The organism is Proteiniphilum saccharofermentans, assembly GCF_900095135.1.
Lineage (GTDB): Bacteria > Bacteroidota > Bacteroidia > Bacteroidales > Dysgonomonadaceae > Proteiniphilum > Proteiniphilum saccharofermentans.
Genome location: NZ_LT605205.1, coordinates 1,652,732 through 1,669,590 on the forward strand (window position 1 = coordinate 1,652,732; position 16,859 = coordinate 1,669,590).

Annotated in this window: 13 protein-coding genes; 9 read left to right on the forward strand and 4 right to left on the reverse strand. The window is 43.3% G+C overall.

The genetic code is table 11. The annotated features are described in order from the left end of the window. Window positions 1–4: 4 nt before the first annotated feature. Window positions 5–364 (reverse strand): diacylglycerol kinase family protein, encoded by a 360-nt coding sequence (locus PSM36_RS06295; protein WP_076929853.1) that lies wholly within the window; start codon window positions 362–364, stop codon window positions 5–7. A gap of 330 nt (window positions 365–694) precedes the next feature. Here PSM36_RS06295 and PSM36_RS06300 point away from each other — a divergent pair, with 330 nt between their 5' ends. From PSM36_RS06300 to PSM36_RS06340, 9 genes are all read left to right on the forward strand, one after another. After that, window positions 695–1,870, forward strand: coding sequence for a PHD finger domain-containing protein (locus PSM36_RS06300; RefSeq protein ID WP_076929858.1), 1,176 nt, complete (start codon window positions 695–697; stop codon window positions 1,868–1,870). Window positions 1,871–1,945: 75 nt separating this feature from the next. Beyond that, window positions 1,946–3,955, forward strand: coding sequence for an excinuclease ABC subunit UvrB (uvrB, locus tag PSM36_RS06305; RefSeq protein WP_076929860.1), 2,010 nt, complete (start codon window positions 1,946–1,948; stop codon window positions 3,953–3,955). 80 nt (window positions 3,956–4,035) lie between these two features. Further along, window positions 4,036–5,700 carry a formate--tetrahydrofolate ligase gene (locus PSM36_RS06310; RefSeq protein ID WP_076929864.1) on the forward strand — a complete coding sequence of 555 codons (1,665 nt, stop codon included), beginning with the start codon at window positions 4,036–4,038 and terminating at the stop codon, window positions 5,698–5,700. A 185-nt stretch (window positions 5,701–5,885) separates the two neighbouring features. After that, complete coding sequence (locus PSM36_RS06315) at window positions 5,886–7,142, forward strand: efflux RND transporter periplasmic adaptor subunit (protein ID WP_154670972.1); 1,257 nt, start codon at window positions 5,886–5,888, stop codon at window positions 7,140–7,142. 36 nt (window positions 7,143–7,178) lie between these two features. Next, complete coding sequence (locus tag PSM36_RS06320; protein WP_076929869.1) at window positions 7,179–8,423, forward strand: efflux RND transporter periplasmic adaptor subunit; 1,245 nt, start codon at window positions 7,179–7,181, stop codon at window positions 8,421–8,423. A 178-nt stretch (window positions 8,424–8,601) separates the two neighbouring features. After that, window positions 8,602–9,603 (forward strand): HlyD family secretion protein, encoded by a 1,002-nt coding sequence (locus tag PSM36_RS06325; protein WP_076929874.1) that lies wholly within the window; start codon window positions 8,602–8,604, stop codon window positions 9,601–9,603. Between the two features lie 9 nt (window positions 9,604–9,612). After that, complete coding sequence (locus tag PSM36_RS06330; RefSeq protein WP_076929879.1) at window positions 9,613–10,851, forward strand: ABC transporter permease; 1,239 nt, start codon at window positions 9,613–9,615, stop codon at window positions 10,849–10,851. Between the two features lie 12 nt (window positions 10,852–10,863). Next, window positions 10,864–11,559: an ABC transporter ATP-binding protein gene (locus PSM36_RS06335; RefSeq protein ID WP_076929882.1), complete on the forward strand. Its 696-nt coding sequence runs from the start codon at window positions 10,864–10,866 to the stop codon at window positions 11,557–11,559. Window positions 11,560–11,767: 208 nt separating this feature from the next. Further along, window positions 11,768–13,252 (forward strand): TolC family protein, encoded by a 1,485-nt coding sequence (locus tag PSM36_RS06340; RefSeq protein ID WP_076929884.1) that lies wholly within the window; start codon window positions 11,768–11,770, stop codon window positions 13,250–13,252. A 4-nt stretch (window positions 13,253–13,256) separates the two neighbouring features. Here the strand turns inward: PSM36_RS06340 and hemW are convergent, their stop codons facing one another. The 3 genes from hemW to PSM36_RS06355 all read right to left on the reverse strand — a co-directional run bounded on the left by hemW (window position 13,257) and on the right by PSM36_RS06355 (window position 16,779). Beyond that, the gene (gene hemW, locus PSM36_RS06345) at window positions 13,257–14,384 is read right to left on the reverse strand and encodes a radical SAM family heme chaperone HemW (RefSeq protein ID WP_076929885.1); all 1,128 of its coding nucleotides are present in this window, start codon (window positions 14,382–14,384) and stop codon (window positions 13,257–13,259) included. Between the two features lie 30 nt (window positions 14,385–14,414). After that, window positions 14,415–15,191 (reverse strand): glycerophosphodiester phosphodiesterase, encoded by a 777-nt coding sequence (locus PSM36_RS06350; RefSeq protein ID WP_076929886.1) that lies wholly within the window; start codon window positions 15,189–15,191, stop codon window positions 14,415–14,417. A 139-nt stretch (window positions 15,192–15,330) separates the two neighbouring features. Further along, a complete protein-coding gene (locus tag PSM36_RS06355; RefSeq protein ID WP_076929887.1) occupies window positions 15,331–16,779 on the reverse strand; it encodes a tryptophanase in 1,449 nt (482 codons plus the stop codon). Between the last annotated feature and the right edge of the window lie 80 nt (window positions 16,780–16,859).

Below are 16,859 nucleotides of genomic sequence, written 5' to 3' on the forward strand. Positions count from 1 at the left end.
AATATCAAAAAATTTTGGGTAGAAAGATGGTAATCCCAACTGCCAATGCAGCCACAGCGACGATCAAAACTGCTGCGGCTGAAAGGTCTTTCACTTTTTTGATAGCGGGATGAATCTCTTTGTTACAAGTATAATCAGATAATCTTTCCAGGGCCGTATTTATGGCTTCCATGGAAAACACAGCGCCGATAACAATGATAATGGCAAGCCATTCGTTGTAAGATATCTTGTATATGAATCCTGATGAAATCGCAATAATTGCCGCTATCAAATGTATCAGCGCATTAGGTGCCTCTTTGAATAAAAAATACAGACCCCTGAAGGCGTATGCAAAAGATTGGATTCGTTTTTTTATATAACTCATTTTATGATTTACTGATTTGTTGATTAGCCGATTTACAATCCACTTCCATATTGGAAATCCGTACTCAAATTTACAATATTTGTCTCTTCTCGCCAAAATAATCTCATATGAAGGTGGAAAAATAAAAAGTATAATAGCCAATTACTATATGAATTATGGCTGTATCAAAATAAAATCTTGTAAATTTGTAGATAAGTAATTCAAGTTTCGTACATCTCGCGCTATGGGTCCCCACAAAATATTTAAAGGTCTCCGTTTTAGTTGCATACATTATGAATTTACATGCGAAACTTAAGTAAGTAAAGGTTCAATAAGAATTTAGAAAAAACTATGTCTCAATCCTGTCCCCTTTGTGGAAAAACCAAAACGGAAGAAGCCCTTTTTTGTGATGATTGTACAAGGAAGATCCATACTGAGTATGAAGTAGATATTCCGAAAGAAATTGAAATAGGAAGCGCTTCTGTTGCTGAGGATTTACGTGTGCAAGAACACGTAGAGGATAAGAAGGAGACGGGCAATCACGTGAAATCAGAAATGACTCATGTCGATAAAGAGCCTGACGTGGAACCGGAATCAGGTCTGGAACCGGATTTGAAATCGGAAAAAACGGTAATGAAGAAGAAAAAAGGAATAGGGGTTCCATTACTGTTTTTATTAGTGATTACCTTATTAACTGGCGTTTTTTTTGTTTATAATGAGACTATCCGCAAAAGTAACCTGGATCGCAGCGGATGGGATGCTGCAGTAAAGACTAATTCAGTAGAGGGATATCTGGCTTATATGGAAGCCCATCCGCGGGGTGCGCACTTTGACGAAGCACAGGCCGGCCTGCACAGGCTGAAATCGGAAGAAGCCGCCACATGGGAAAGGATGAAAGAAACTGACAACGTCACCGAGTTGCGTGATTTCTTAGACAGGCATACCGATAGTCCTTACACCCCGTTAGTAAGGACAAGACTCGATTCACTTATATGGATAGGTACTTTGCAAATGAACACGCCAGAGTCATACTCTGATTATATCATGTTGGCTGAGAACGGCGGTATTAAAGGCGATTATATTGCTGAAGCAAAAAAGCGCTATGATTTGCTTTCCCGGGCACAATCGGCCGATATAACTGCATTAGATAGTATACGTGTTACGATAGACGGCTTTTTTACAGCCCTTTCTGCCTTGGATCACAACGGTATGATTCGTTATCTGGCACCTACTGTGTATCGTTTCTTTAATTCGGGTGCCGCTACCCGTGAAAGAATTACCGGTGAGTTGCTTGTAACGGGTGCACAGACTGAAGGTGCCACACTGAAATTTACGCCGGATATCGAATCAGTACAGTATGAAGTGACAAGTAGCAACCATTACAAAGTCAATGTCCCACTTCGGAAATCTTATCAGAAAGGCGGAGCTACTGAAGATGTATACGGCTATATTGCCCATATTGAATTGGATACACTCTTTCAGATTGTCAGCATATTTGAAACAAAGCCCTATCCCGAAGCACCTTAGTGGTAATGGTTACAGGCGTTGTACAAGACAGCAATCCTGAAAACTAAATTCAATCCTGTTTGTTAAAGAATACCTATGGATTTTCAACTTACATCAGCATATCAACCTACCGGAGATCAACCGGAAGCAATCGCGGCATTGGTAGAGGGACTCCGGCAGAAAGTCCCTTATCAGACCCTGTTGGGGGTTACCGGATCGGGTAAGACTTTTACGGTGGCCAATGTGATTGCACAGATAAATAAACCCACCTTAGTGCTGAGTCACAATAAAACACTGGCAGCACAACTTTATAGCGAGTTCAAGAGTTTCTTCCCGAATAATGCGGTGGAATATTTTGTCTCCTACTACGATTATTATCAGCCGGAAGCTTATCTTCCGACGACCGATACCTATATAGAAAAGGATCTTTCCATCAACGATGAAATTGAAAAACTACGGCTCGCAGCCACCTCCTCACTGCTTTCGGGAAGAAACGATGTGATAGTGGTTTCTTCAGTTTCCTGTCTGTATGGTATCGGTAATCCCGAAGATTTTAACAAGACGACTATCGATATCCGTGAGGGGCAGGGGATGGAGCGCGACCAATTATTGCGCCTGCTGGTAAACAGTCTTTATTCACGTAACGAAACGGCCGACTTCAACCGGGGGAACTTCCGGGTGAAAGGCGATACGGTAGATGTTTTCCTGGCATACCACGATTATATCATCCGCGTTATCTTTTGGGGGGATGAGATAGAGAGTATTGAATCGGTAGATCCACTCAGCGGGATCACCATTGAACGGTTGGATTCTTACCGGATATTTCCAGCCAACCTTTTTGTTACCACGCAGGAACGCATTAACAGGGCGATAGATGAAATACAGATCGATCTGGGAAAACAGGTGGAGTTCTTTCAGTCTATCGGAAAACCGTATGAGGCCAAGCGGCTTTACGAAAGGGTGACTTATGACCTGGAGATGATCAAGGAGATAGGTTATTGTTCCGGGATAGAGAACTATTCCCGCTATTTCGACGGCCGTGCCGCCGGTACACGTCCTTTCTGTCTCCTCGACTTCTTTCCCGAAGACTATCTCACCGTCATTGACGAAAGCCATGTCACCATCCCGCAGATCCGTGCTATGTATGGGGGCGACCACTCCCGCAAGATCAATCTTGTAGAATTTGGTTTCCGGCTTCCGGCAGCGATCGATAACCGTCCGCTGAAGTTCGAAGAGTTTGAAGCGATTACCCCTGAAATCATTTTTGTGAGCGCCACCCCTGCTGATTATGAACTGGAAAAATCGGAAGGGATTGTGGTCGACCAGTTGATTCGTCCTACAGGGTTGCTCGATCCGCCTATCGACGTACGTCCCAGCCTGAACCAGATCGACGACCTGATGGAAGAGATCCGGCAGCGCGTGGAGGTCGATGAGCGGGTATTGGTGACTACCCTCACCAAACGGATGGCCGAAGAACTGACCGATTACCTGACAAAGAATGGTGTACGGTGTAATTATATCCACTCCGATGTAGAGACATTGGAGAGGGTGAAGATCATGGATGAATTGCGTAGCGGGTTGTTCGACGTGTTGATCGGTGTGAATCTGTTGCGCGAAGGGTTGGATTTACCCGAGGTATCGCTTGTGGCGGTGCTCGATGCCGACAAGGAAGGATTTCTCCGCTCCCATCGATCCCTTACCCAGACAGCCGGTCGTGCGGCACGTAACGTGAACGGAAAGGTGATTTTTTATGCCGATAAAATGACTGATAGTATGCGGATGACTATCGACGAGACCAACCGCAGGCGTGAAAAGCAGATAAAATATAACGAAGAGCATGGCATCACACCGCAGCAGATAAAGAAGGCACGCTCATCGGTATTGACCAGAGAATATAAAATAACGGCAGAAGCAAAAGCATATATAGAACCGGATTATTATGCTTTGGCGGCGGAACCGATAGCTGAGTATGCTTCGACCGACGACCTGAAGAAAAAAATAGAACAAACCCGTAAAGCGATGATGGCAGCGGCAAAGAAACTGGAATTTCTGGAGGCTGCGCAATTGCGTGATCACTTGATTATGCTGGAAGAAAAACTTAAATGATAGGATGGTGAGATGATATGGTGATTTAACGATGAAAATCAACAAATCGTTAAATCAGTAAATTAACAAATCAGTTTTATATGAAATCAGACATTCAAATAGCAAGGGAAACACCTCTGAAAAAAATCAAAGATGTGGCGGAAAGTATCGGAATCGACCGGGATGAAGTGATTAGCTTTGGAAGACACATGGCTAAGATACCTCTTCACCTCATCGATCAGGAAAAAATAGACCGTAGTAACTTAATTTTAGTGACAGCTATTACTGCTACCAAAGCGGGTATTGGTAAAACAACGGTTTCCATAGGGTTGGCGCTTGGACTGAACAAGATCGGGAAAAAAGCGATTGTCGCTCTACGTGAACCTTCACTTGGACCGGTCTTTGGAATGAAGGGAGGTGCTGCCGGTGGCGGGTACGCACAGGTGCTTCCGATGGAGAATATCAATCTCCATTTTACAGGTGATTTCCATGCTGTGACCACGGCACATAACACTATCTCGGCCTTGCTTGACAACTATATCTTCCGCGTACGGGGTACCGGTGAAGAGATTAAGGATGTTCTTTGGAAACGGGTGCTGGATGTGAATGACCGCAGTCTGCGGTATATTGTCACCGGCCTGGGGCCGGGTAACGGTATACCGCAGGAAGGAGGCTTCGATATCACTGCCGCTTCGGAGTTGATGGCGATCCTCTGTCTGGCAGAAAATGAAGATGATCTTCGCAGGAGGATAGAGAACATCTTGTTGGGATACAGGATTAATGGAGAACCATTCACTGTGAAAGATCTGGGAGTGGCAGGTGCCATCACCGTACTGATGAAAGATGCCATCCACCCTAATCTGGTGCAGACTACAGAAAATACGGCGGCCTTTTTGCATGGTGGGCCGTTTGCCAATATTGCGCATGGATGTAACTCGGTGTTGGCTACCAGGATGGCAATGACATACGGTGATTACGTGGTTACGGAGGCCGGCTTCGGAGCTGACCTGGGAGCAGAAAAGTTTTTTAATATCAAGTGCCGGAAGAGCGGGTTACGTCCAAAACTGACGGTTGTTGTCGCTACGGCACAAGGATTGAAGATGCATGGAGGTACACCGGAGAAGATGATCAAAGAGCCTGACTTGGAAGGGTTGAAAAAGGGATTGGAAAATCTGGGAAAACATCTTGATAACCTGGCCGGTTTTGGCCAGTCGGTGGTGGTGGCATTCAATAAATACGCTTTCGATACCGCTGAGGAGATCGATATGGTACGGACTTTTTGTCATGAACGGGGAGTGTCGTTTGCAGTTAATGAGGCTTTTACCAATGGAGGTGCAGGTGCAGTGGAACTGGCTGAGGCGGTGGTAGATGCCATTGGGAGCAGACCTTCGGGAGAGTTGAAATTTACTTATGACGATGAGGATGATGTAGAGACCAAACTGGCCAAAATAGCTACACATATTTATGGGGCACGTGATGTGGTAATGGGAGAGAAAGCATTGAAGAAGTTGAAACTTATTGAAGGCACCCCTCTCGAAAAGATGCCGGTCTGCATTGCCAAGACACAGTACTCCTTTTCAGCCGACCCCAAATGGTATGGTGTCGCAAAAGACTTTCGGTTCAAGATTAATGATCTGGTGATTAACCGTGGCTCAGAGTTTATTGTCGCCATTGCAGGAGAAATGATGCGTATGCCCGGATTACCCGCCGACCCGCAAGCCAAACGGATTGATATTGTCAATGGAGAGGTAGAGGGGTTGAGTTAACATCTTTTCAGTTACCATATTTTGATTTATCATCTTTTTCTATGATATTTGTGCCGTCCGTCTATGTTTTCATCCAATCTGAAACATAAACGGACGGTTTAGTATTCATAAAGAAGTGCCACTTATTTTAAATGAATGACCTATGACATTCTATGAAAAATAGGTAATGCCCAAGAAACACACTATTGCATTACTTTCGATTTGACCATATTATTCTGAAAAAAGCTAAGATAATCATTATTTTAACTTTATTGTTTTGTATCTCTTCATGTAATCTGAAAAATAAAGAGAACATATCCACTTATACTGTTTCCAATATTGATTTTGAGAATTCCATTTTAATCGAAGGGATTGTAGAACCTATCCGCTTCATTAACCTGGTATGCCCCAGAAATGTGGATGGAATAGTCACTTTTTTGATAGAAAACGGGACCTATGTGGATGAAGGTGACGTGGTATGTATCATTGAGGATAATAATCAACAGAATAACTATGACAATCTGAAAATTTCTTTGGAAAATGCGATAGCTGAATTGAACAAAGTCAATGCCGATTTGAAAATGCAGTATGCCCTGTTGGAAGCACAGGTCAGGAATAATGAGGTAGATACTGAAATAGCAGATTTGGACTCTCTGCAATTTATGTTCGCTACACCCACCCAAAGAAGAATCAAAGAGTTAGAACTTGAAATGGCTTATATCGAAAAGGTAAAATTCGAGCAAAAACTCAAATCACTTGATATCATTAATCAATCAGAAGTAAGAAAGTTAGAGATAAATATCCAGCAGTTGACTACCCGGTTACAATCAGCAGAGAAAATTCTTGAGGAGTTGACCATCAAGGCTCCTAAAAAGGGATTGGCCATTGTCGCAGATTCCCGGATGACAGGTGGTAAACTGAAAGTGGGAGACAATGTTTGGAATAATATGCCATTGGTAATTATCCCGGAAATATCGGAAATGAAAGTGAAAATGGCTGTAAATGAAACAGACTTTAGGCATATCAGTGAAAACGATTCTGTAACCTACACTTTTGATGCTATGCCCGGAAATAGCGGGTATGGCCGGATAATTAAAAAATTGCCTGTTGGACAACCCTATAAAAGAGACTCGAAAGTGAAGTTCTTTGAGGTGGAGGCTTCTATAGATAGTGTGTGGCAACTCCCCGAACCCGGATTTACGGCAAACAGCCGGATAATTACAACCTATATCAACGATACTATTGTGGTTCCGCAGGTGGCAATTTATGACGTTGATTCGATGAAAGTAGTCTATGTCAGGAACAATAAAAAATATGAAATGCGTCAGGTTATGACCGGCGCGTCGTCAATGAAGGAGTCGGTTGTCACAAATGGTTTGAAACAGGGAGATGTTATTTCGCTGATAAAACCGCCGGCTTCATATATAAGAGGACGGAGACTGTTGCCGGATTCAATTCGATAGATCGTAAATTACATTACTTTACAATATAAAACCAGTATGAGGTATAAGTTTAAAACACATCCTTTTTTTCTTTTTTGCCTGATTTTTTTTATTGGATGTGGTCAAAAAGAGACGAAGCAAATAGCTGTCGGGAAAGTGGCGAAAGGAACCTTTTTCCTTGACTTGTACGAAGAGGGGGAGATCGAAGCCGTACAATCTATTAATATAGTGGCTCCGATGATTTCATGGAGATACGGGAATCTGAAGATTACCGAATTGGTAAAAGATGGGCAGGAGGTGAAAGCCGGGGATACGATAATCGTTTTTGATCCGTCGGAAGTACTCAAAGGTATTGTGGAAGCGGAGTCAAGCTTGGAAATAGCCAAGGCTGAGTTCGAAAAAATGATCGCCCAGCAGAAATCCGATCTGGAAGAGTTGAGGGCCGGATATGAAGTGGCGCGAATTTCCCATGAGATATCTAAAATACGGTTTGAATCGTCAGAATACGAATCGGAGATCAGAAAGAAAGAGATACAACTGAATCTTGATAAAGCCGACATTGCTTTGGAGCGGGCCAGAGAGCAAATAGATAACCGGGTAAAAATACAAAATGAGGAAGTAAAACAGAAAAATCTTTCTATCATGCAGTTCCAATCCCGGCTCGATGAAGCGCATGAAACACTAAAAAAACTCTCCGTGGTAACACCTTCTTCCGGAATAGCCATCATATCAAGAAATTGGAGTAGCAACAATAAGTTTCAGATTGGAGATCAATGCTGGTCCGGATTTCCCCTTATCCAGTTACCCGACCTGTCTAAGTTAAAGGCAACAGTAAAGATCAACGAAGTGGACGTCGCGAAAATAAATAAAGACCTGAGGGTCGAAATAAAACCGGATGCATTTTCCGATCAGACCTTTACCGGCACAGTCAGTTCTATTGCCAACCTGGCAGTGAATAAGGACGGATCATCGAAGATAAAAGTATTTCCTGTCGAAATAATGTTGAACGAGTCGGATAAGAACCTTCTCCCCGGTCTTACCGTGAGTTGCCGTATAATTATAGACAAGATAGAGGATGTGCTTTATATTCCTTTGGATGCCGTGAGAGCGGAAGGAGATAAGACATTTGTCTATAAAAAGAGTGGACCCGGTTATGATAAAATAGAGATTGAAACGGGGCAGAGTAATACCGACTATGTGGTAGTTGTCAGTGGACTGAAAGAGGGAGATGAAATTGCTCTTGTAGATCCTTTTGCAGTGGAAACCGACGAGAAGAAACCGGAAAGAAGTGAGGCGGGATAGTTGATAATTGACAATTGATAATTGATAATTGATAATTGATAATGGATAATTGATAATGGATAGTTGGAAATGATATGACTTTTCACTTTTAATTATTCATTTTTCATTTAAAAAGTTCTTACTCTGATTTCATTGACAATTGTCAACTGTCAATTGTCAATTAATAAAAAATGATTGTATGAAAAAAAGCATTATATATAGTCTTTCAGTGGTGTTTTTCCTGCTGCTTGTTTCTGCCTTCTGTAAAAGGAGTATCGGGGCGGGTCCAGAACGAAAGGCATCGGATGGAAGTACCATTATAGAGACGGGTGAACTTGCCGCTATTAACTCTATCTCATTTGTCATACCGAGGTACGGCCGGCATTGGTATCAAATGAAGGTCATTGGTTTGTTGAATCATGGGGAAATAGTCAAAAAGGGAGATTCAATTGCGCAATTGGATCCGGCAGATATCAATAAGTTTATTTTGGACCAGGAAAGTAATCTGGAAACACAACTGGCTGTGCTGGAGAAATTGTATGTGGAGCAGGAAAACAGGGAACAGGAGAGTGAATCCAGGATTAGAAATGAAATGGCTTCATTCGATTTAAAGAAGATCGAATTGGAGGCTTCCCGTTTTGAGTCGGAGCGGTTGCGGCGCATAAAGGAGCTGGAATTTGAGCAGGCGAAGATCAATCTTGAGAAAGAGAAGCGGATCTATGAACTGAATAAGGTGATCAATGCGAATGATTTGAAGATCCAGGAAATCAGGGTAGAGCAGATTAGAAAGGAGATAGAAAATGCGAAAAACCTTCTGCCGGCACTTACCTTAAGGACACCTGTGTCGGGGGTGTTTCAGATTGAATTTAACAGACAGGGCACTACCAGGAGCTTATACAAAATAGGAGATAATATATATGCCGGAAACAATTTGGCCAACGTTCCGGAATTGGAGTTTATGAAGGTGAATACCCAGGTGAATGAAACCGATTTTCTAAAGATAGGTGTTAACCAAAAAGTGGCAGTTCGTTTAGATGCATTGCCCAAGGTAGTGTTCGAGGGAGAAGTGGCTTATATCGGGAAGTTATGCCGCTTAAAAGACCCCAAATCCCGGCAACGGGTCTTTGATGTGGAGGTCAGGATATTAAAGCCGGATGAAAGGTTAAAGCCTGGGATGACGGTAAGTTGTGAATTCATATAAAAACAGTGTATGCAATACGGTGAAAATATTCGCTTAGCGCTTCAGGGATTGGTCGACCATAAATTTCGTTCATTTCTGACCATGTTAGGGATCATATTTGGCGTGGCTTCGGTAATCACCATGTTATCGATTGGGGAGGGGGCAAAACGTGAAGCCATCGCGAAATATCAGGATCTGGGAGTAAATAATATCATTATCAGGGAGAAAACACTTTCTGATGAAGAGTTGGAAGAGGTACGGGCTAAATTCTCCCAAGGGCTTTCCATACAGGATGCAAATGTCATCCGGGAGATTGTGCCGGGAGTAGAGAGGGTTGCATCGCAGGCTGAAAAGAACACTGATGTGAGATTCGACGACAAGTCGGTGAAGTCAACAGTCATAGGAATTACTCCCGATTTTCTTAGTTTGATGAACTATAAAGTACAACAAGGTTACTTTATCAATGAGAAACACTATAATGAGCGATTGAAAGTTTGTGTATTGGGGGCGGGTATAGCCGCTACTTTCTTTAAAGGCGATGATCCTATCGGCAAGTTGGTGAAAATCGACGACCAGTGGTTGGAAGTGATCGGTGTGCTGGCGTCGAAAAGTCTTTTCACCGAAACGGTGGGTGAGTTGGCGGCCAGGGATTTGAATACGGATGTGTATGTCCCGCTATCTTTGTTTCTGAATCGCTTTACAAGAGATAATATACTTTCAAGTGAAATTCAGCAGATTACAGTGCAGATCAACAATTCGGACAGACTGGTTGAATCGTCCAGAATTATCGACGAGATATTAAAAAGACATCACTTTAATAATGATGATTACAGTATTGTGATCCCTTACGAACTTCTTAAACAGGAAGAAAAAGAACGACAGATCTATAACATCCTTTTGGGTGCAATCGCAGCCATATCGCTGTTGGTAGGAGGTATAGGGATTATGAATATTATGTTGGCCACCGTTATGGAGCGTACCCGCGAGATAGGGATCCGGCGATCGGTGGGGGCACGTAAGATTGATATAATGAGTCAGTTCGTTACTGAATCAGTGGCAATCAGCATTACCGGAGGACTGATAGGAGTGCTGATCGGGATAATGCTTTCGTTGGTGGTTACCTTGTTTACCGACATAACCACCTTTATCAAACCCTATTCTGTTTTTATCGCATTCTCTTTTTCGGTAATTGTAGGGGTTAGTTTTGGATATCTGCCGGCAAAGAATGCTGCCAATTTAAAACCGGTAGATTCCATCCGTTACGAATAAAACAAGCACGCTATGCTGATAGAAATCAAAGAACTGAAGAAGAGTTATTCTCTTGGGGAGAGTGAAATTCCTGTTATACACGGTATAAATCTCCATATCGAGAAAAATGAATATGTAGCCATTATGGGGCCTTCGGGTTCAGGTAAATCAACATTAATGAATATCCTGGGATGTTTGGATACCGCATCGAGCGGCCACTACTATCTGAATAATATAGATGTAAGCACTTTGGATGATGATGCCCTCTCACTTACGAGGAACAGGGAGATCGGTTTTATTTTTCAGAATTTCAACCTGCTGCCACGATTAAATGCTGTCCAGAATGTTGAACTTCCGTTGGTTTATGCCGGAATAGCAAGTAATGAGCGCCGGGAAAAGGCTTTGAAAGCCTTGGAGAGAGTCGGGTTGTCCGACCGGTTGCATCATAAGCCATCGGAATTGAGTGGCGGACAGCGACAGAGAGTGGCCATTGCCAGGGCTTTGGTAACCAATCCCGGAATATTGTTGGCGGATGAACCTACCGGGGCGCTTGATTCTAAAACAGGGGTAGAGATCATGCGGCTGTTCGAAGAGTTGCATAAAGAAGGTAATACCATTATCTTAATTACACACGAACAGGAAATTGCTGATTATGCCCATCGGAATATCTATCTGAAAGATGGGATGATCCATTCCGATAAACCGAATCATCAAAGGAAAACTTTGTAATGTGCCAATCCCGGGAAATCGGGACATTGGATGGAAGATTGAATGAGATTGAATAAGATTGATGGAAGATTGAATGAGATTGAATAAGATTGATGGAAGATTGGATGAGATTGAATGAGATTGAATGAGATTGAATGAGATTGGAGGAAGATTGAGGAAGGCTTGGATCTTGGTTCTGATATTCACTTTTAGTTTTTAGTTTAAGTATATGCAAAAATTATTTTTACTCTGTATTTGTTTATTTGCCTCTTCCCCGTTGCTGTATAGCCAGTCGGTGCATGCCCTTACTCTGGAAGAAAGTATTGAGATCGCTAAAAGTAAAAGTTACAGTATGTTGAAATTAGGCGAAGACCTTAAAATTGCCGAATATAATCTGAAGTCTGCCACCAGCCGGCTGAAGACGCATATCGACATGACTATTGGAGCTCCACAATATACCGAAACCATTGAAAGCTGGAAAGATACTACGGGTATTACTTTTTATTATCCTATGAAAGAGCTGGGTTATTCTACTGTATTGACCATCAATCAACCTTTACCCACAGATGGTAATATATTTATCCAGAATATGTTATCGAGCGGAGAAAATTTAAATAGCAATTTCCGTTCTTCCCGCCTGCGTTCCCGTATCGGATTTAGTCAACCGCTCCACTCCTTTTATGCATACAATAATATCCGGTCGACACTCAAAAGGGCGGAATTGGATTATGAACGCTCCAGCAAACAGTACAAAAGGGAAGAATTGAATCTTGTATATCAGGTGAGTAGCGCCTATTATAATTTATTGTCGCTTCAAAGGAGTACAGAGATCGCACATCTCGACCTGGAACGGCAGATGGATGCACATGAAATATCACAGAACAAATATGCAGCCGGATTGATACGTGAAGTAGATGCTTTACAGATGGAGGTCGATCTGGCTGAAGCACAAAACAATCATGATATTGCAGTTTTAAATGAAGTCTCTGCCAAAAACTCCTTCAAAGAATTGTTAGGGTTGGATTTGGATGATAGCGTGACATTGAACAACGAGTTGGACTATCAGATCATAGTGGTCGATCCGGAGAAAGCTATTGAGATGGCGCTCAAAAACAGGTTGGAGGTCAGGGAGCAGGAGATACAGATAGAACTGCAGAAGTTGAATATAAAGCAACAGAAATCAAACGGAATGATCAGGGGTAGTATCGATGCCTATTTTGAAAGGGCCGGTATAGATCAACAGACCGATATTGGCCTTTTTTCATCCATTAGAAACTCTTACAGAAACCTGGTAGATAGAAATTCCAGTTATGGTGTGGGATTGACCATTACCATACCAATCCTCGATTGGGGTGAAAATCGGGCTCTGGTAAGAGCTTCCGAATCGAGACTGAAACAGTATAACTATCGGAAAGAGGAGGTTGAAAGAGAAATAGAAACCGAAGTGAAAAATCTGATAGCCAGCATCAACAGCAACTTAAAAAGATTGCAAGTGTTGGAGAAAAATGTGTTGGTTGCCGAAAAAAGCTTTGAGATAACACGCCAGCGGTTTTCAGATGGGGATATTGATAGCCAGAGTTTGGCATTGGAGAGGAATCGCCTGAATAACGCTTATACCTCTCACCTGAGGGCGTATATCAATTATCAGCTGTCGTTGGCTGATCTGATGAGGAAAACTTTCTATGATTTCCAGAATCAATTGGAAGTAGAGTGAGCATTTAACCGACCCACATCAGGTCGCTCATGATGCCATCGGAGATAAAGATACCCTCGCGGGTCAACTTCATTCTGCCGTCTTTGATCCTGAGCAGGTTCCTGTCGAGGTATTTTCTTGCATTCTCCATGCAATAATGGTGAAATTCGTTGCCAAAGCAGGCTGTAAGTTCGGTAAGATCGAGTCCCCACATAGTGCGAAGACCGGTAAGTATAGCCTCGTTATATTTTTCGCTGAGACTCAGATGTTCTGTTTCCCGGTCCAATACGCCCGATTCCACACCTTTAATATACCGCATAAGCGACGGGACATTCAAGGTGCGGTTGTCTCCATCAAACGAGTGGGCCGCCGGCCCTAAACCAAGATATTTCTCATTCTTCCAGTAAGAACTGTTGTGTCGTGAAAAGTGACCTTCTTTCCCAAATGCCGAAATTTCATAGTGGATATATCCATGTGAGGTGAGCCGATCGATCAACATGGCGAACATAGCAGTACTGAGCTCTTCTTCTGCCGGTTTTATCCTGCCGGCCTGTAACAGCCGGTACATTTTTGTTTTTTCTTCATAAATAAGATGATAAGAGGATATATGAGGAACATCGAGGGCAATGGCTTGTGTCAGGTTATGCCGCCAGATCTCCTCTGTTTGTTGCGGTAACCCGTACATCAGGTCGATACTGATATTCCCGAAACCATGTTGCTGGCACCTCCTTACCGCGTCGATGGCCTGTTGTGCAGAGTGTCGTCTGCTCAGGAATTTCAATTCCCCGTCGTTGAAACTCTGAATTCCCATACTGAGGCGGTTGAGAGGTAGCCGGGAGAGCATTTCCACATATGCCTCCGAAAGGTCATCGGGATTTGCTTCCACAGTGATCTCCACCTCCGGGACAATGGAATAATGGTGCAGCAGTACGTCGAAGATCCTTTCAAAATGTTCCTGTCGGAGTCGTGAAGGGGTTCCACCGCCAAAATAGATGGTCTTCACCGGTTCGGAGATCTCATCCTTCCTTATCCTGGCTTCGACACAGAGTGCATCGACGAAAGCATCCATCTGCGTTTCGTTGGTGCCGGTATAAAAATCACAATAAGTACACCGGATCTTACAAAAAGGAATGTGGATATATATGCCCGCCACTTTCTTACTCTTTTAGAGTTCGTTTCAGAATCATTGTGCCTGTAGTATTTCTTTTACCAGCAAGGGTTCATCGGTAGTAATATAATCCACTTTCAGGTCGATGGTCTTTTGGATATCTTCCGGTTTATTTACCGTCCATACATTTACTTTTTGTCCCAATGCATGTGCTTCCTTCACCCATTCAGGTTTCTGATAGAGCACGTTGAAATGATAATCGAATCCGCTCAAACCCATCGTGGCGAGCACACCGGGCGACAGGTCGCCATTGAGATAATAGACCGGAGCATTCGGATCGAGTTTCCTGACCTGTTGTACAAAATTAATTCCGAAAGAAATATATTCCACTCTATCCTGCAGTCCGCGTTTATGTACCATATCGATCACCTTCTCCGCCAATTCGTCTTCTCTTTCTTTCGCCCTATGTGTCTTAAACTCAATAATCAGTTTTGTATGCTTACATTGGGAAAAAGCATCCAGATATTCTTCCATCGTCGGCAACGGTTCCCCATTAGCCAGTTTCACCTTTCTAAGGATGGATGCCGGCGTATCCTGGACTATCAGTTTCTCCCCGTCGAGCGTGACATCGGCATCATGATTCACTACCGGAATGCCGTCTGAAGAAAGCCATATATCCACTTCCGAACCATATACACGAACGGAATCGGCTTTCATCAGGGCTGCGATGGAGTTCTGTGCCGAACCGTCGGTCTTCCAAAAACCACGGTGGGCGATGATCTGCTGAGCCTGAATCGATATTGTGCCAAATATTAATAGTATCCAGGCAAGAAAAAGGGTGTTTCGTTTCATTTTCAATCTTATTTTATTAGCGAATAATTTTTAAAAATACAACAATTGGTTGGAATAAGAAGGGATATACCGATTAAATTATGATAAATGACCGTTAATAAAAAAAGCCGTTAAAAAAACGGCCTTTTTACTCGGTTTCCTATAGACTCTCCCCAAAGTCCTCCTTGAACTTGGCGATCAGTTTTTGTGGCCAATCGCTTACCGGTTCCAGTCCTCCCATAAAGAAGCGGAGCACCGGCGGTTCGTATACAAAGCGGAGGCCGCCGATCAACGCCCGGTTTTCGTACAACCAGGTCATCCGGTCCTCTACATATTTGATCTGTGATAAGGTGAATACCCGGCGGGGAACTGCCAGACGCACCAGTTCCATATCAGCATAGGTTTCATTGCCATATTCATCGCGTTGGTTGGAGATGGAACCTCTTTCCATTCCACGGATCCCCGAAATAAGGAACAGCGCTGCGGCCAATGCACCTGCAGGATATTCTTTTTGCGGGATATGCTCACATACCTGCATCGCATCTACGTGGACACCCAACACGCCGGCAGGCTTTACCACCGGCACACCGTGTGCATCGAGTGCATTCACCAGGTAAGCAATAAAGTCGGGACTTTGACTGATCATCGTTTCGTCGAGTGTTTCATATAGACCTACTGCCATTGCTTCAATTTCACGAACAGAGATACCTCCATAGGTCAGAAATCCTTCGAACAGAGGTACCAGTGCTTCCAGTTCTTTGTAAATGTCGGCATTGTCGGTGCAGATACCACCTCCGCGGGAAGAGCTAAGTTTCCGCGCTGAAAAATAGACAATATCTGCCAGCCCGGTCATGATCTTCATCACTTCACCCATTGTGCTATCTTTGAACTCCTCTTCCCGTTGAATCACTAAATAGGCATTCTCACCCAAAAGGCTCGCATCGAGTACAATCCGGATATTATATTTGTCGGCAATAGCACGTACATCTCTTAGATTCTGTACCGAGAAGGGCTGTCCACCGATAAGGTTGGTAGAGGCTTCCATACGGATAAACGGGATATTCTTGGCTCCATGCACCTTAATAACCTCTTCCAGTTTTTCAATATTCATATTTCCCTTGAAAGGGTGTGAGGAATTAATCACATAGGCTTCGTCATACAACAATTCCGCGATCTTGCCTCCGTATTGGGTGATGTGTGCCATGGCGGTGGTAAAGTGGTAGTTCATCGGTACCAGATTGCCTTTCCGTACATAGGCGTTCGACAGGATATTTTCCGCGGCACGACCCTGATGTACCGGGAGATAATATTTCTTGCCAAGAACATCTTCCACCGCTTTCTGCAGCCGGAAGAAACTCTGTGACCCGGCATAGGCGTCATCGGCCTGCATCATGGCGGCCAACTGGTTGTCACTCATTGCATTGGTGCCGCTGTCGGTGAGCATGTCGAGGAATACATCTTTGGTATTGAGCCTAAAAGTATTGAATCCACCTTCCTGTAACGCTTCTAATCTTCTCTCAATAGGTACTAAATGTAATTTTTGTACTATACGTACCTTGTGTAACTCCAACGGAATATTCTCCCCGTTGTAAAATTTAATTTCATTCATGGGTTCAGTGTATTTGTCTTATAGTTAGTAAATAGTTGATAATTCTTGAAGATTGTCGTTAATACCAGGTTTTTCCTGAT

Excerpts from the sequence above, each read along its gene's own strand:
- PSM36_RS06340 (WP_076929884.1), top strand. The coding sequence starts at position 11,768 with ATGCAAAAATTATTTTTACTCTGTATTTGTTTATTTGCCTCTTCCCCG.
- PSM36_RS06325 (WP_076929874.1), top strand. The coding sequence starts at position 8,602 with ATGAAAAAAAGCATTATATATAGTCTTTCAGTGGTGTTTTTCCTGCTG.
- PSM36_RS06320 (WP_076929869.1), top strand. The coding sequence starts at position 7,179 with ATGAGGTATAAGTTTAAAACACATCCTTTTTTTCTTTTTTGCCTGATT.
- PSM36_RS06355 (WP_076929887.1), bottom strand. The coding sequence starts at position 16,779 with ATGAATGAAATTAAATTTTACAACGGGGAGAATATTCCGTTGGAGTTA.
- PSM36_RS06335 (WP_076929882.1), top strand. The coding sequence starts at position 10,864 with ATGCTGATAGAAATCAAAGAACTGAAGAAGAGTTATTCTCTTGGGGAG.
- uvrB (WP_076929860.1), top strand. The coding sequence starts at position 1,946 with ATGGATTTTCAACTTACATCAGCATATCAACCTACCGGAGATCAACCG.
- PSM36_RS06310 (WP_076929864.1), top strand. The coding sequence starts at position 4,036 with ATGAAATCAGACATTCAAATAGCAAGGGAAACACCTCTGAAAAAAATC.
- PSM36_RS06295 (WP_076929853.1), bottom strand. The coding sequence starts at position 364 with ATGAGTTATATAAAAAAACGAATCCAATCTTTTGCATACGCCTTCAGG.
- PSM36_RS06350 (WP_076929886.1), bottom strand. The coding sequence starts at position 15,191 with ATGAAACGAAACACCCTTTTTCTTGCCTGGATACTATTAATATTTGGC.
- PSM36_RS06330 (WP_076929879.1), top strand. The coding sequence starts at position 9,613 with ATGCAATACGGTGAAAATATTCGCTTAGCGCTTCAGGGATTGGTCGAC.
- PSM36_RS06300 (WP_076929858.1), top strand. The coding sequence starts at position 695 with ATGTCTCAATCCTGTCCCCTTTGTGGAAAAACCAAAACGGAAGAAGCC.